This is a genomic window from Micromonospora sp. CA-111912 (assembly GCF_050948415.1).
Classification (GTDB): Bacteria; Actinomycetota; Actinomycetes; order Mycobacteriales; family Micromonosporaceae; genus Micromonospora.
Genome location: NZ_CP192007.1, coordinates 4,745,025 through 4,762,155, shown reverse-complemented (window position 1 = coordinate 4,762,155; position 17,131 = coordinate 4,745,025). Strand labels below are relative to the sequence as shown.

At 73.2% G+C, this 17,131-nt stretch carries 1 protein-coding gene; it reads right to left on the bottom strand.

Annotation, left to right across the window (positions count from 1 at the left end; translation table 11 throughout):
• Positions 1-810 precede the first annotated feature (810 nt).
• On the bottom strand, positions 811-16,830 hold the full coding sequence (locus ACQPZO_RS19780; RefSeq protein ID WP_433342978.1) for a type I polyketide synthase: 16,020 nt from the start codon (positions 16,828-16,830) through the stop codon (positions 811-813).
• Positions 16,831-17,131: the final 301 nt, after the last annotated feature.

Sequence of the window (17,131 nt, the reverse complement as noted above, 5' to 3'; positions counted from 1 at the left end):
CTGACGAATGCCCACCACCCGGTCGGAGACCTGCCCTTCAGCCCCTTTGGAGCTGCCCCGTCCACGCTCCCACTCCACCGACAGCACAAACGGGGCAGCTCCAAAGGACCAACGCAGGGCACGCCGACCCGGCAAAGACCAACCGGCAAGGGCCGATGGCGTCGGCAGCGCCCGCATCCCATGGGACCTGCCAAACCGGAGACCCTCACGATCTTGCCGGGGCCCTGGTGGAAGGTTTGCTTCACGTTTCTGGTGTAGGCGACCAGCCACTCCCAGGCACAGACACCGAGAAGCAGCGCTGCCGGAGGAGATGGGCAGGTGAGTCGTGAGTGGTAAGGACGTTCTGTACTCCAGCCGTACTTGCCTGATCTGGAGTTTCGGCAGCTCATCGGCATGATCGACGCCCGGGTGGCACCGGCCATGCAGCTGCGGCTGTCGATGCTAATCGTGCGGCGGATGAGGTGGCCGCGCGCTGTCCGTCTGTTGTGGTCAGCCGCAGGCCGGGCAGGCTGTCGCGCTTGTGTTGATCGATGACATCGTCGAGTGGTGGACGGGTTTGGATGATCTGCTGGCGCGGTTCGCGCACCGTTTCGGGCTGGCCGAGCCGCGACGGCAGGCGCTGAGCTACCTGGTTGGGCTGTTGTCGCCGCTGGCGAGCAGGAACGGTTGCACGGTTAAGTCCTCGCCGTGCCCCACAACCAGCGGGTCCCGACCACGGTGGGCAGCTCCCGTCCCGACGTCCTCGCCGCCAGCGCGCCGGCCCTGACATGGAAGCGTCGCAGTTGCGGCGACGGCGCCAAAGGACCGCGATCAGCTGCCGGAGCCGAGTGCCCGCTCGATCAGACTGTCGACATCCATGGCGTCGATGAGCTCGTCGTCGGCCGCCTGCGCCGACTCGGGGCCCTCATCGGAGGCCACGGCCCCGCCCGCTTCGGCGTCGGCCAGGCCGAGCAACGCTTCGAGGACACCGGCCTCCTTGAACCGTTCGAACGGCACTGAGGCCAGGATCCGCCGTACGTCCTCCTCACGGGTGTCCACGTCGTCCTCGGCCCCGAGTAGTTCCGAGCGCAGGTATTCGACCACCGCCTGCGGGGTCGGGTAGTCGAAGATCAGTGTGGCCGGCAGCCTCAGCCCGGTGGCGGTGATCAGGCTGTTGCGGAAGTTGACGGCCGCCAGCGAGTCGAACCCGGCCTCCTGGAACGCCTGGGCCGGACCGACCCCGTCGGCACCACTGTGACCGAGGACCGTGGATGCCTGGCTCCGCACCAGCCGGAGCAGAATCCGATCCTGTTCGGCCTCCCCGGCCGCGCGCAGCGAGGTCGTCAGCGACGACGCGCTTTCCGTCGAGTCGTCGGAGGGCTGTGCCGCCTCGATCGCCGCCGCGGCCTCCGGCAGGTCGTCGAAGAGCGGACTGGTGCGGGCCGACGTGAACGGCACGATGAAGGCGCGCCAGTCCATGTCGGCGACGACCACCGATTCCGTGGCGGCCTGGATCGCCTGATCCAGTGCGGCCACCGCCGTTTCGGGTGTCATCGGGATGACGCCGCGCCGCCGGAGCTGGGCCAGCGTCTCCTCGTCCATTCCCGCGCCGGCCGCGGTCAGCGCACCCCAGGCGATCGCCTGCGCCGGGACGCCGTCCGCTCGAAGGCGCCGCACGAGCGCGTCGAGAACCGCGTTCGCCGCGCCGGCGGCTGCCTGACCGCCACCGCCCCAGATGCCGGCGATCGAGGAGAAGACGACGAACGCGTCGAGCGGAAGTTCCGCCGTCAACTCGCTCAGCCGGACCGCAGTGTCCACCTTGGCCCGGAAGACCTCGGTGACCTCCACGTCACTGGTCTCGTCGATCGGGCTGGTCAGGGACAGGTCGGCAGCGTGGACGACCGCGGTCACCGGGCGGCCCGGCGCGTGAACGAGGCCGGCGAGCGCGTCCCGGTCGGCGTCCGCGCACGACTCGACGACGGTGCCGCTGGCGAGCTTCGCCAGCTCGTCGCGCAGTGACTCGACGCTCTCGCCGGGCTCGCCCTCGCTGGTCGTGACCACCAATCGCTCCGCGCCTGCCTGCGCCAGCCACAACGAGACGTACCGGCCGAGGCCCTCCGCGCCGCCGGTGACCAGGACCGTCCCCCGCGGCCGCCAACGCCGTTCGCTCCCGGTCCCGGCCGGACCGGTGGCCCGCCGCAGGCGTCGGACGTGGACGCCGGATCGCCGGATCGCCACCTGGTCCTCACCGGACGCCCCGCTCAGCACGCCGAGCAGGTGCCGGACGACCCGGCCGTCCGGTTCGGCGGGCAGATCGACCAAGCCGCCCCAGCGGTCCAGGCGCTCGAGTGCGGCCGCCCGGCCCAGGCCCCACACGGCCGCCTGGGCCACCTGGGCCGCCCCGGCGACGGCGTCGCGGGCATCGACGCTGACCGCGCCCTGGGTCAGGCACCACAGGGGCGCGGTGGCGCCGGCCGCAGCGAGCGCCTGGATCAGGGTCAGGGTGGCGGTGGTGAGCGCGACCGGGTCCGGCCGGGCGCGCCCGGTCCGGTCAGGGAGTGCCAGCAGGGACAGGATCCCGGTCACTTCGTCGTCGGCCAGGACTCCGCCGAGCCGGCGGGTGAGCTCGTCGGTAGACAGGCCGGGTTCCACCGCGCAGGGCACCACGTCGAGGCCGTTGGCCCGCAACTGGTCGAGCAGACCCTCGCGCGAGACGTCCGCGGACTCCGGCGTGATGACGAGCCAGCGACCGGCGGGCACACCCAGGGCCTCGCGCTGGGGCGGGACCCAGCCGATCGCGTACCGGAGTTTCGCCGAGACCGACCAGGTCTCGCGTGCCCTCCGCCAGCCGGCGATGGCCGGCAGCACCGCGTCCAAGGCCTCGCTCTGGTCGGCGGACAGCTCGAGCATGGTGGCCAGAGCCGCCGGATCGGCGTCCTCGATCGCGTTCCAGAAGCCGGCATCCGTCGCCTGGCCGCCCGGTCCGTCATCGTCCGGAGCGGCTTCGGTCAGCCAGAAGTGCTGGCGGTCGAAGGCATAGGTGGGCAACTCGGCCGTGTGCCGGGGCCGATGCGCCGGCAGTGCCGAGCTCCAGTCGATCGGCACACCGCCGACGAAGAGCCGCGCGGCCGCGGCGAGGAAGGTTGCCGAACCATCGGCGTCCCGGCGCAGCGTGCCGGCGACGATCGGGCGCCCGGCGCCGCGGGGCCGGGCGCCCGAGTCCAGGTCGTCGATGACGTCGGTCATCGGCTGCACCAGGACCGGATGCGCGCTGACCTCCAGGAACACTCCGAAACTCTGGGTCAGCAGGCTCGCCACGGCCGGGCCGAAGCCGACCGGCTGCCGCAGGTTCTGATACCAGTAGTCCGCGCCGAGCAAGTCACCACCGTCGATCCAGCCGCCGGTCACCGTGGAGTAGAACGGAATGTGCGGAGGTTGGGTGTCGATCCCGCTCAACGCCGTCGCCAGGACGTCCTCGATGCGCTCGACGTGGCGGGTGTGCGAGGCGTAGTCCACCGGCACCCTGCGGGTCCGTACGCCCTCCCGCGTCAAGGACTCCAGAGCCTCGGCCAGCGACTCCTCGTCGCCGGCGATGACCACCGAGGACGGGCCGTTCACCACGGCCACCTCGAGCCGGCCGGGCCAGGCGGCCAGCCGGTCGTTCGCCTCGCCCGCGCCGAGCATCACCGACGCCATGCCGCCCCGGCCGGACAGGGTGGTCGCTATCGCCCGGCTGCGCACCGCGACGACGCGGGCCGCGTCGGCCAGCGACAGGGCACCGGCGACGCACGCCGCCGCGATCTCCCCCTGGGAATGGCCCACCACCGCGTCGGGCCGCACGCCCACCGACTCCCAGAGCGCGGCCAGGCCGACCATCATCGCGAAGCTCGCCGGCTGGAGGACGTCCACCCGATCGAGGGTCTGTTCGTCCACCTCGCCGCGCAGGACATCGGTCAGCGACCAGTCCACCCAGGGTTCGAGCGCCCGCGCGCACTCGTCGATCCGCGCCCGGAAGACCGCGGAACTGTCCAGCAGCGCGCGCCCCATGCCGGCCCATTGCGATCCCTGGCCCGGGAAGACGAGAACCAGCCGGCCGGGTGCTCCGGAGCCGACCACGCTGCCCGTGGTCAGGTTGGGTGCCACCTCGCCGCGGGCGAGCGCGGCGAGGCCGGTCAGCGCCTCGTCGCGCGAGCCGGCCAGCACGACCGCTCGCTCCGGCAACGTCGCCCGGCCGTGCACCAGGGCCTCGGCCATCGCCGGCAGCGCCGGTTCGCCGGTCTGAGCGGGGCTGTCCAGAGACGTCCGCAGCCGGGTGGCCTGTGCGGCGAGTGACCGGACGCTCTTGGCGGACACCACCAGCGGCACGACGTTCGTCGCGAGCCCCTTCAACGGGTCCGAATCCTCGGACGGGGCGGTCGCGGCCTCCTCGGACGGGGCCTGCTCGAGGATCAGGTGCGCGTTGGTTCCGCTGGCGCCGAACGCGGAGACGCCGACCCGTCGGGGCCGACCGGTCTGCGGCCACTCCCGCGGCTCGGTCAGCAGGGCAAGGGTGCCGGCCGACCAGTCCACCTGTCCGGTCGGTTCCTCGACGTTGATGGTCGGCGGCAGCACTCCGTGCCGCAGCGCCTCGACCATTTTGATCACGCCGGCCACGCCGGCGGCCGCCTGGGTGTGCCCGATGTTGGATTTCAAGGACCCGAGCCACAGCGGCTGCTGCGCATCCCGGGCTTTCCCGTACGTGGCGAGCAACGCCCCCGCCTCGATCGGGTCGCCGAGTACCGTGCCGGTCCCGTGGGCTTCCACCGCGTCGACGTCGGCCGGACCCAGCCCGGCCGAGGCGAGTGCCCGCCGGATCACCCGTTGCTGCGCCACCCCGTTCGGTGCGGTCAGCCCGTTCGACACACCGTCGGAGTTGACCGCCGACCCGCGAACCGTGGCCAGCACACGGTGGCCACGCTGCCGGGCCACCGAGAGCCGCTCCAGGAGCACGACGCCGGCACCCTCCGACCAGCCGGTGCCGTCCGCGGAGGACGAGAACGCCTTGCACCGGCCGTCGGCGGAGAGCCCGCGCTGGCTGGAGAACTCGACGAACGCCTCTGGGCTGGCCATCACCGTGGCCCCGCCGGCCAGCGCCATCGTGCATTCGCCCAGCCGGAGCGCCTGCGCGGCCTGGTGGATCGCGACCAGCGAGGACGAGCACGCGGTGTCCAGGGTCACCGCAGGCCCCTCGAAGCCGAAGACGTACGCGATCCGGCCCGAGGCGACGCTCGGCGACGTGCCGGTCATGACGTATCCCCGGACCTCCTCGGGAATCCGGTTCAGCCGGGTCGCGTAGTCGTGGTGCACGATCCCGGTGAACACACCGACCTCTTCGCCCCGGGCGGAAAGCGGGTCGATGCCGGCCCGCTCCATGGCCTCCCAGGACGCCTCCAGGAGCAGCCGTTGCTGCGGGTCCATGGCCAGCGCCTCGCGCGGGGAGATCCCGAACAGCCCGGGGTCGAACTGGGCGGCGTCGTAGAGGAAGCCACCCGACCGGGTGTAGGTGGTCCCGGGGTGCGCGGGATCCGGATGGTAGAGCCCGTCGGTGTCCCAACCCCGGTCGGCGGGGAAGCCGGACACCGCGTCGCGTCGCTCGATGACCAGCCGCCACAGGTCGTCCGGGCTCTCCACGCCGCCGGGCAGCCGTACGGCCATGCCGATGATCGCGATGGGCTCGTCGGGGTCGGCCACGGGCGCCGGAGCCCGATCGGTCACCTCGGCGACCTCGCCGGACATCTCGCCTGCCAGGTGCGCCGCCAGGACCCGCGGCGTCGGATGGTCGAAGACGGCCGTCACCGGCAGATCGACGCCCGTGAGGTCACGCAGCCGGTTGCGCAGCCGGACGCCGCCCAGCGAATCGAAGCCCAGGCTCTTGAACGACTGGTCGTCGTCCATCGCGTCGAGATCGGCCCGCTGGTAGCCCACCACGACCGCCACCGACTCCCGGACCACCTCGAGCGTGATCCGCTCGCGTTCGTCCCGGGACCGGTCCGCTAACCGGGCGGCGACGCTCTTTTGAGCGTCCTCCTGGCCGCCGGCCGGCCCGGCCGTGACCGCGGGGACTGCATCGCCGAGCGGTGCCTGGTCGAGCCAGTACCGCCGGCTCTGGAACGCGTAGGTCGGCAGCTCGGTGGCCAGGGCCGAGGCGGATCCGGCCCGACGGCCGACGACTGCGGGCCAGTCCAGGGCCACGCCGCGGACGTGCAGTTCGCCCAGGGCCGCCACCGCGTCGGCGACTTCCGCGCCGTCCGAGCGCAGCGTCGCGACGCAGGACACCTTCGACGAGTCCAGGCTCTCCGACGCCATCGTGGTGAGCACGCCCCCCGGCCCGAGCTCCAGGAAGGTCGTCACGCCCTGATCGCGCAGCGAGGTGACCGCGTCCCCGAACCGGACCGTGGCCCGCACCTGCTCGACCCAGTAGTCGGCGGTGGCGAACTGCTGTCCGGCGTCCGGCCGGCCGGTGACCGTGGACACGACGGGCACCCGGCTTGGCCGGTAGGTCAGCGACTCGGCGACCTCCCGGAACCCGGCGAGCATCGGCCGCATCAGCGGCGAGTGGAAGGCATGGCTCACCGGCAGCCGGCGGGTCTTGTGGCCGAGCTGGGCGAGATCGCTCGCCACCCACAGCACGGCCACCTCGTCACCGGACAGCACCAGCGACCGGGCGCTGTTGACCGCCGCGACGCCGACGACGCCGGGTGCCTCCACCAGCGACGGTGTCACCTCGGCCTCGCTCGCCTGGACGGCGACCATGGCTCCGCCGGTAGGCAGCTCCTGCATCAGCCGGGCCCGCGCGGCGACCAGCTTCCCCGCGTCGGCCAGGTCGAGCACCCCGCTGACGTGCGCGGCGGTGATCTCCCCGATGGAGTGGCCAGCGACCAGGTCCGGGCGCAGGCTCCACGACTCGTAGAGCCGGTACAGGGCGGTTTCCAGGGCGAACAGGCCGGCCTGGGTGTAGATCGTCTGATCGATCAGCCGGCCGTCCTCCGCACCTGGGGCGGCGAAGACGACGTCGGACAGCGGCACCGTGGCATGACCGGCCCAGTGCTTCTCGACAGCCCGGCAGGCGGCGGCGAACGCCTCGGCGAAGACCGGGAAGGCGGCCGCGAGGTCCCGGCCCATGCCGGGCCACTGACTGCCCTGCCCGGTGAACAGGACGGCCAGCTTACCGTCGACCGGGGAGCCACCGATGGCCGGCGCGGAACCCTCGGCCAGACCGCGCAGATCGCCGACCAGCTCGTCGCGATGCCGGACCACCAGGACCGCCCGCCGGTCGAGCTGCGCCCGGCCGGTGGCCAGCGCGAGGGCGATGTCGGCGGGCTCCAGCTCCGGCCGCGATGCCACGAAGTCCGCCAGCCGGCCGGCTTGGGCCCGCAGCGCGGCGGGGGTACGACCGGAGACCGGAACCGGCACGCAGAGGTCGTCCGAGGGCCGATCCGGGGCGGGGTCCTCGGTCATCTCGTCGGCGTCGTGCCTGGCGGTCTCCTCGCCGGCCTCCTCCAGGATGACGTGAGCGTTGGTCCCGCCGATGCCGAACGACGACACACCGGCCCGGCGCGGCCGTCCGGCAAGGGGCCAGTCGCGGCGTTCGGTGAGCAGCCGGACCGCGCCCGCCGACCAGTCCACGTGCGTCGACGGCAGGTCGACGTGCAGCGTCCTCGGCAGGACGCCGTGCCGCATCGCCAGCACCATCTTGATCACGCCCGCGACGCCGGCTGCGGCCTGGGTGTGGCCGATGTTCGACTTCACCGACCCCAGCCAGAGCGGGCGGTCGGCCGGCCGGTCCCGGCCGTAGGTCTCCAGCAGCGCCTGCGCCTCGATCGGGTCGCCGAGCGTGGTCCCGGTGCCGTGCCCCTCGACGGCGTCGACCTCGTCGCCCCGCAGTCCGGCCGCGGCGAGCGCCTTGCGGATCACGCGCTGCTGCGACGGGCCGTTCGGCGCGGTGAGACCGTTGGAGGCGCCGTCGGAGTTCACCGCCGTCCCGCGGACCAGGGCCAGCACCCGGTGGCCCCGCGCACGGGCCTGGGACAGCGGCTCGACCAGAAGCAGCCCGACCCCCTCCGACCAGCCGGTACCGTCGGCCGCGTCGGCGAACGCCTTGCAGCGGCCGTCGGGGGCGAGCCCCCGCTGCCGCGAGAACTCGACGAAGGTCTCCACGGTGCCCATCACCATCACGCCGCCCGCCAGCGCCATCGAGCACTCGCCGTTCCGGATGGCCTGCACGGCCAGGTGCAGGGTCACCAGCGAGGACGAGCAGGCGGTGTCCACGGTGATCGCCGGGCCCTCCAGGCCCAGGTGGTAGGCCACCCGTCCGGAGACGACGCTGCCCGAGCCGCCGGTCAGGCGGAAGCCCTCCACGCCGGACGCGTGGTGCGTGAGCACGGTCCAGTCGTGGCTGTTGACCCCGACGAACACGCCGACGTCCTGGGCGGCCAGGCCGTGCGGGTCGATGCCAGCCCGTTCGAGCAGCTCCCACGAGGTCTCCATGACCAGTCTCTGCTGTGGGTCCATCGCCAGTGCCTCCTGCGGCGAGATGCCGAAGAAGGCGGCGTCGAACGCGCCGGGGTCGTCGAGGAAGGCGCCGTGGCGGACGTAGGTGGTGCCGGGGTGGTCCGGGTCGGGATCGAACAGCCGGTCGGTGTCCCAGCCGCGGTCGGTGGGGAACTTGGTGACCGCGTCGGTCTCCGAAGCGAGGATTCGCCACAGGTCCTCGGGGCTGCGTACGCCGCCGGGGAACCGGCAGGCCATCGCGACGATGGCGATCGGCTCCTCGGCCGTCGCCCTCGGTTGCGCAGTGGCCGGCCGGGTCTGGGCCTGTGCGTCGTCGAGGAGCTTGGCCTGCAGGTGGGCCGCCAGCGACCGCGGCCGCGGGTAGTCGAAGATCATCGCGGGGGACAGGGTCAGCCCGGTCGCGGCAGCGAGCCGGTTGCGCAGTTCGAGCGCGGTGAGCGAGTCGAAGCCCGAGTCCTTGAACGTCCGGTCGAGCCGGATCGCGTCGGTGCTCGCATGGCCGAGGACGAGGGAGCACTGCCGGCGGATCAGGTCGACCAGGGCGTCGATCTGCTCCGCCGGGGGCAGCGCGCCGATCCGGCCGGACGAGGAGGCCGGCGCCGCCGGAGCCGGCCGCACGGTCGCACCGGCCGGGGTGACCGGCTGCCCGGCCGGTACCAGACCGCGCAGCACGGACGGCACCCGCGAGCCATCGGCCGCCTGGAGCGCGACCGGGTCGAACCCGGCCGCGACCACGGCCGCACCGGCGTCGTCGCCGGCCCGCAGGGCCTGGTCGAACAACGCCATCCCGTCGCCGTCGGACAGGCCGATCATGCCAACGTCCCGGTTCCGCCGGTGGTCGGCGTGGCTGAGGTGTCGGGTCAGGCCGCTGGCCCGATCCCAGTAACCCCAGGCGATCGAGACCGCCGCCAGGCCGGCCTGCCGCCGTTCCCGCGCCACGGCGTCCAGTGCCGCGTTGGCCGCGGCGTAGTTGCCCTGCCCCGGGTTGCCGAGCACACCTGCGGCCGAGGAGTAGAGGACGAAGGCGGCGAGATCGAGGTCGCGGGTGAGGTCGTCCAGGTGACGGGCCGCGTCCACCTTCGCCCCGAACACGGCGTCTACGCGGTGCGGGTCGAGCTCGGTGATCACCGCGTCGTCCAGTACCCCGGCGGTGTGCACGACCGCGGTCAGCGGGTGTTCCGCTCCGACTGTGGCCAGCAGCGCCGCCACCTGCTCGCGGTCCGCCACGTCGGCGGCCACGAGCCGGACGGTCGCGCCGAGCCCGGCCAGTTCGTCGTGCAGCGCCGCGGCGCTGTCGGCCTCGGGGCCGCGACGGCCGGCCAGGATCAGCCGGCGGACACCGTGCTCGGCGACGAGGTGCCGCGCGGTCACCGCCGCGAGCGTTCCGGTACCACCGGTGATCAGCACAGTGCCGCCGGGGTCGAGCGGCCGGGACGCGGGTGAAGGCGCGACCGGCCGCAGCCGCGCCAACCGGGGCACGAGCACCCGGTTGTCCCGGAGCCTCAGCTGCGGTTCACCGCTGCGCACGGCCGCGATGACGGAGGCGGTCGCCCGGGCCGCCTGGTCGGCGGCCACCAGCACGAGCCGGCCCGGGTGCTCCGACTGGGCGGACCGGACCAGCCCCCGGACGGCGCTGGTGGCGATCCCGTCGTCGTCCTGCGTGACGATCACGAGCCGGGCGTCGTCCTCGCCCGGCCGGGCGAGGAACGCCTGGATCAGTTCGAGCACCTCGACGACCGCCGCGCGCGGGTCGCCGTCCGAGACGTCGGCCTCATGGATCAGCAGGGCCGCCGGCGCGTCGGCGATCCCGGCGGCATCGGTCACGTAATGGGCGGCGAGGCCGGGCACCGAGGTGTCCCGGGGTATCGGATGGTCGACCCAGTCCAGGCGGAAGAGGTCCGCGGTGGATGCGCGCTGCCCGGCGACCAGCTCGGCCACCGCCAGCACCGGCTGCCCGGCCGGATCGGCCAGCTCGACGCGGAAGGCCGGTCCGTCCCCGGCGGACGTGGACCGGACGCCGACAGTGTCGGCCCCGGACGCCAGGAGCCGGACGCCTCGCCAGGTCTTCGGCCGCTGATCGGGGGAGAGGACGGTCCGGACCGCCGCGTCGAGCAGTGCCGGGTGGATGTCGTAGCGCTGCGCGTCCGGCCGCTCGGCGTCGTCGAGAGCGACCTCGGCGGTGGCACCGGCGGCCCCGGCGGCGGGGACACCGGCGACCTCGGCGGCGGACCGGGTCGCCGGTGCCACGGTGCCGGTGGCGTGCGGTGTCCACTCCTCGGCGGCGCCCGCGCCGGACGGACCCGAGTAGACCCTCAGCGACCGCCGGTGGGCAGCGTCCGGCTGTCCCACGAGGATCCGTACGTCGAGGCTGCCGTTGCGGGGCAGCACGACGGCCCGGTCGATGGTCAGCTCCTCGACGACCGGGGTGCCGGCCAGGTCACCCGCCCACAGCGCCAGCTCGACGAGGGCCGCCTCGGGTACCTCGACCGCGCTCTCGTCGCCGCCCGACCAGGGCAGGAGCGACGCGGACCACCGCCCGGTCGCGATCAGGCCACCGGAATCGGGCAGCCGGACGAGCGCGCCGAGCAGCGGGTGCCCGGCGTCGGCCAGGCCCAGGTCGGACGCACCGGCGGCCGCCACCGGACGTCGCCAGAACCGCCGCCGCTCGAACGGGTAGGTCGGCAGGTCGATCCATGCGGCCCGGCCGGCCGCCGGGAGCAGGCCGCGCCAGTCCACCGGGACGCCGCGGGCGAACAGCTCGGCCATCGAGCGCACCAGGCGGCCGATCCCGCCGTCGTCCCGGCGCAGCGAACCGGCGACGACCGCTTTCGAGCCCGCCTCGTGGACGGCCTCGGCGACCGGCTGGACGAGCACCGGGTGGGGGCTGACCTCGACGAACGCACCGAAGCCCTGCTCCAGGAGGCGGTCGATCGTCGGACCGAACCGGACCTGGTGCCGCAGGTTGCGGTACCAGTAGTCGCCGTCCAGCGCACCGTCGGCCCGGCCCCCGGTCACGGTCGAGTGGAAGGGCACCGTGGGCTCGGCGGGCGACAGGCCTGCCAGCGCCACCGCCAGGCGCTCCCGGACGGCCTCGACCTGGTCGCTGTGCGATGCGTAGTCGACTGCCACCCGCCGTACGTCGACACCGGCCTCGGCCAGTTCGCGCAATGCCTCGGTCAGGGCCTGCGGGTCACCGGAGAGCACCACCGAGGACGGGCCGTTGACCGCGGCGACCTGGACCCGGCCGTCCCACTTCGCCAGCCGCGCCGTCGCGTCGGAGGCGTCGAGGCGTACCGAGGCCATGCCGCCTCGGCCGGACAGGGTCTCGGCGATCATCTGGCTCCGGACCACGACGACCCGCATGGCGTCAGGTAGCGACAGCGCCCCGGCGACGTAGGCCGCGGCGATCTCGCCTTGCGAGTGGCCCACCACCGCGTCGGGCCGCACCCCGGCCGACGCCCACAGCGCGGCCAGTCCGGCCATCATCGCGAAGCTCGCCACCTGGATGACGTCGACACGCTCCAGCAGTTCCTGGTCGGCCTCGCCGCGCAGCACGTCGATCAGCGGCCAGTCTGCCCACTCGGTCAGCAGCCGAGCGCACTCCTGGACGACCTCGGCGAACGCGGGGGAGGTGTCGAGCAGCTCACGGCCCATCCCGGCCCACTGCGCGCCCTGCCCCGGGAAGATCAGCACGACGCCGGACGACGCGTCGGAGGTGGCGCTGTCGCGCACGACGAGGGGACTGGCCTCGTCCCGGGCCAGTGCGCGCAGGCCCGCCAGCGCCTCGTCCCGGGAGCCGGCCAGCACGACCGCGCGCTCGTCCATGGTCGTCCGCCGGGAGGCCAGCGCCACGGCGACGTTGACCCACGACGACTCGTCGGCGGTCTGGATCAGCGAGACCAGCCGGTCCGCCAGCCGGTTGAGCGCCTGCGCTCCGCGGGCGGACAGGACCAGGGGCACGATCCGGGGCGCTTGCGGTGCCGGCTGCCGGACGGCCGGCTGCCGGGGTGCTTCCTCCAGAATCACGTGGGCGTTCGTTCCGCTCAGGCCGAAGCTGGAGATTCCCGCGCGACGAGGACGACCACGGTGCGGCCAGGGCCGGCTTTCCGTCAGCAGCGCGACCGCGCCGGACGACCAGTCGACGCGCGATGTCGGCTCGTCCACGTTGAGCGTCGCCGGCAGCACACCGTACCGAAGCGCCTGGACCATTTTGATCACGCCTGCGACGCCGGCTGCGGCCTGGGTGTGGCCGATGTTCGATTTGAGCGAGCCGAGCCACAGGGGCTGGTCGGCGTCCCGGTCCCGGCCGTAGGTGGCCAGCAACGCCTCGGCCTCGATCGGGTCGCCCAGAACGGTCCCGGTCCCGTGTCCCTCCACCGCGTCAACGTCCGCAGGACCCAGACCGGCCGATGTCAGTGCCTGCCGGATGACCCGTTGCTGCGCCTCACCACTCGGTGCGGTGAGGCCGTTCGACGCGCCGTCGGAGTTCACCGAGGAGCCGCGCAGCACGGCCAGGATCCGGCGCCCGTTGCGGCGAGCATCGCCGAGGCGTTCCAGGACCAGCACCCCGGCGCCCTCCGCCCACGCGGTGCCGTCGGCGGCCGAGGCGTAGGACTTGCACCGGCCGTCAGCGGCCAGCGCCCGCTGCCGCGAGAACTCAACGAACGACTGAGGGGTGGCCATCACCGTGGCCCCACCGGCCAAGGCCAGCGAGCACTCGCCGCGGCGCAGCGCGTGGGCAGCCAGGTGCAGCGCGACCAGCGACGACGAGCACGCCGTGTCCACGGTGATCGCCGGTCCCCGCAAGCCGAGCAGGTAGGAGATCCGGCCCGACGCGACGCTGCCCGCGGTTCCGGTCGTCTGGAAGGCTTCGAGCTCCTCGGGCACCGGACCGCTGGTGCCGTAGCCCTGCTCCATCAGGCCGGCGAAGACCCCGGCGTCGGCGCCCCGCAACGACGAGGCGTCGATGCCCGCATGCTCCAGCGCCTCCCACGAGGTCTCCAGCAGCACCCGCTGCTGCGGGTCCATGGCGATCGCCTCGCGCGGGGAGATGCCGAAGAAGTCGGCGTCGAACTCCGCCGCGTCGTCGAGGAACCCGCCCCGGTCGACATACGAGGTCCGGGCACGGCCCGGGTCGGCGTCGAACAGTCGCTCGAGGTCCCAGCCACGGTCGGTCGGGAAGGGCCCCGACGCCTCCCGACCCTCGCTGACCAGATCCCACACGCCGTCGGATCCGGTGATTCCACCCGGCAGCCGGCAGGCCATCCCGATGATCGCGATCGGCTCGTCGGTCCCGGACGGCGTGCCGACGGCGGTGTCGGTGGCCGTGTCGGTGGCCGTGCCGTCGACCAGTTCGGTGTGCAGGAACGCGGCCAGCGCGCGCGGCGTCGGATGGTCGAACGCCGCTCCGGTCGGCAGCTTCAGACCGGTCCTGGCCATCAGCCGCGTACGCAGTTCGACGATCGCGGCCGAGGTGCATCCGAGATCCCGGAAGGTCCGGTCGGCCGGGACGCCGGCGGTGCCGGGCCGGTTGAGCGTCGCCGCGGTCTCGTCGCGGACCAGGGCCTGAAGCAGCGCGTGTTGCGCGTGCCGGTCCAGGCGGCTCAGTTCTGCCCGGAGGGCGGACGTCGTGTCGTCGAGTCCGTCATGGACGAGCGGCTCCGGGAAGATGGCACGCAGCAGAGCGGGCATGCCCGCCCCCGGCTCCGGCCGGCGCGGACGCAGGGCGAACAGCGGTGCCGGATCCGAGGTGGCAAGGAGCGTGTCGACCGCGAACAGCCCGTCACGCACCCATGGCGAACCCGGAGTGTCCCCGGCCGGTTCGCACCAGGTCAGCACCGCGCCGGCCAGCCCGCGCCGACGGCGATCGTGGACCACGGCGTCCACCATGGCCGCCGAGACCGCCCGGCCGGGGTCCGCCGTCTTGGTGACCTCGTACGGGTCGACGATCGCGATGAACGAGGTCCGATCGGAGTCTGCGGCGTTGCTCAGCTTCCGGGCCAGCTCCGAGTCGCCGTCGGCGAGAATCACCGCGGCGGCCGGGCCCGGTGCGATCGTGGACTCCCACGCAGCAGCGGCGGCGTCCCCGCTGGCGATCAGCACCAGTCGCTCGTTCGGGTGGACGGAGGCCAGGTGGCGGGCCACCGCGGCGCCGCGTACGGTGTCCGCGCCCGTCAGCACTACGACACCGTCGGCACCTGACCACGAATCTCGCATCGAACGATCCGGGACCGCCTGGCGGGTCAGCCGGGCCACCAGGAGCGCGCCGGACCGCAGCACCCAGCGCGGTTCGTCGCGCAGGATCGCGTACGGCACGGCGTCGATCGGCGATTCGTCGTCCAGGTCGACCAGGATCGCCCGGCTCCCCAGAACCCGGCCCGTCGCGGCCGCCAACATGGCCTGAGCCGGATCGGCCGGCTCATCCTCGGCCGACACCGTCACCGAGTGCCGGGTCAGGAGGACCAGCTGCCCCGATCCGACTCGAGCGGCCCACGCCGTCACCGCTTCGACCAGCTGCCGGGTCTCGGCGCATCGCTCCGCCCAGGTGCCTGGCATCTCGGGCGCGAGCAGCACCGTCATCTCGGCGGCGTCGGCCGTGGCAAGATCGGCGTAACAGGAGGACGAACCCACGGCCGCGGCGAGGCCGGCCGCGGCCGAGCCCACGAACGCCCAGGTCGTCGGCGCAGGGCTGGCGGTGCCGTGAGACGGCGCGGGCACCCATTCCAGGCGCAGGACCCCGTCGTGCGACCCGCTTGCCGTGTACCGCAGCACGGCGGGCTGATCGGCCAGCCGGCGGCGCTGGATCTTTCCCGACGCGGTCCGCGGAACGCTGACCACCTCGTAGACCTCTTCGGGAACCTTGAACGTGGACAGCTCCCGGCGGCACCGTTCGATCACGGCGCCCATGTCGACGCCCGACGGGTCCGTGACCACATAGGCGACGGGCACCTCGCCCAGCACCTCGTGCGGCCGGCCGGCCACGCCGACGTCGGCAATCCCCGGAGCGGCGCGAAGGACCGCCTCGATCTCCTCCGGATGGACGTTCTCGCCGCCCCTGATGATCAGATCGCTGATCCGGCCACAGATGGTGAAATAGCCGGCGGTGTCCCGGCGGGCGAGGTCACCCGTGCGATACCAGCCGTCCCGGAACGCCGCTGCGGTCGCCTCCGGTTTGTTGTGGTAGCCGGACGTCACGTTCGGTCCGCGCACCCATACCTCGCCCTCGGCGCCGACCGGCATGTCGCGGCCGGTCTCCGGGTCGACGATCCGGACATCCACACCGGGCACCGGAAGCCCGCACGACCCGTCGACGCGGACGCCTCCCGGCGGGTTCATGGTGATCGCGCCGCACGTCTCGGTGCTGCCGTACGCGTCGACCAGCGGCACCCCGAACTCCTCGCGGAACGACCGGCACAGCTCGGGGCCGGCGACCGCGCCCCCGACCAGCCCGATCCGTAGATCCGGCAGGGCGACCCAGCGCTGCCGCCGCGCCTCGAGAAGGTAGTGATAGGTGGCCGGCACACCCGCCACGAAAGTGGCCCGGGTTTCCCGGGCCGCCTCCAGGAACTCGTCCCCGGAGGGGCTGTCCATGATCCGGGCGGTCGCGCCGACCACGGTCACCGCCAGCACGCACGCGATATGGGAAAGGCTGTGGAACAAGGGCAGCGGCCACAGCACGCGATCGTCCGCCGACAGTCCCGGGATCGGAACGTAGCTCGCCGCGACCGAGTACAAGCAGTTGCGCTGGCTGGAGAGCACTCCCTTCGGTCTTTCGGTGGTCCCGGAGGTGTAGAAGATCCACGCCGTTTCATCCAGACCCAGGTCGTCCGGGGCGGTTACCGCCGGTTCGCTCGCGGCGAGCTTCTGGTAGGTGTGGACCGACGGGTGCGTGGGTGCGTCGCCGGTCACCAACAGGCGCGCGTCGGGGGCCAGGGACGGCGAGCGCAGGAAGCCCGCCACGTGCACGGGGTCGGTGATGACGACGGCCGCCGCGCTGTCGGCCAGGAAGTAGTCCAGTTCGGGGTCGGTGGACGCGGGGTTGACCGGTACCCCGACCGCGCCCGCACGAAGGATGGCGAGGTAGCTCTCGAGCGTCTCCACGCTGTTGCGTAGGCAGATCATCACCCGGTCGCCGCGCCGCACACCGAGGCCCATCAGATGTCCGGCCAGCCGCCGGGTCCGCGCCTCCAGATCGCCGTACGTGACCGCCCGCTTGTCGTCCTGGAAGGCGACCTTCTCGCCGAAGCTGTCCGCGTGCTCCCGCAACTCCAGGGGGAGAGCTCTGATCAGTTCGGCGCGCACGAATCACACGTCCTCTCGTAGAGCGGACCCGGTCGGGCACCGGATGGGCGAAACCCGTCGGCCCGCATTCGGAGGCTAGAAGTGGCCGTGCTGACCGGGCATCCCTCAGCCTGGTAAACGCCTCACCGGAAAGCCGTGGGCGGTGAGGCGACAGTTCCGGCTGTCACCTCACCGCCCACGTCCTGTGAGCTCTGCGGCCGTCCGGAGGCGAAGAAGGCCTGCAGCGGGGCTGTGGGATGCTCGCCGGCGCGGCGGGCAGCGCCTTCAGCTGGACTGTGGCGAGGTGCGGGGCGAGCGGGTC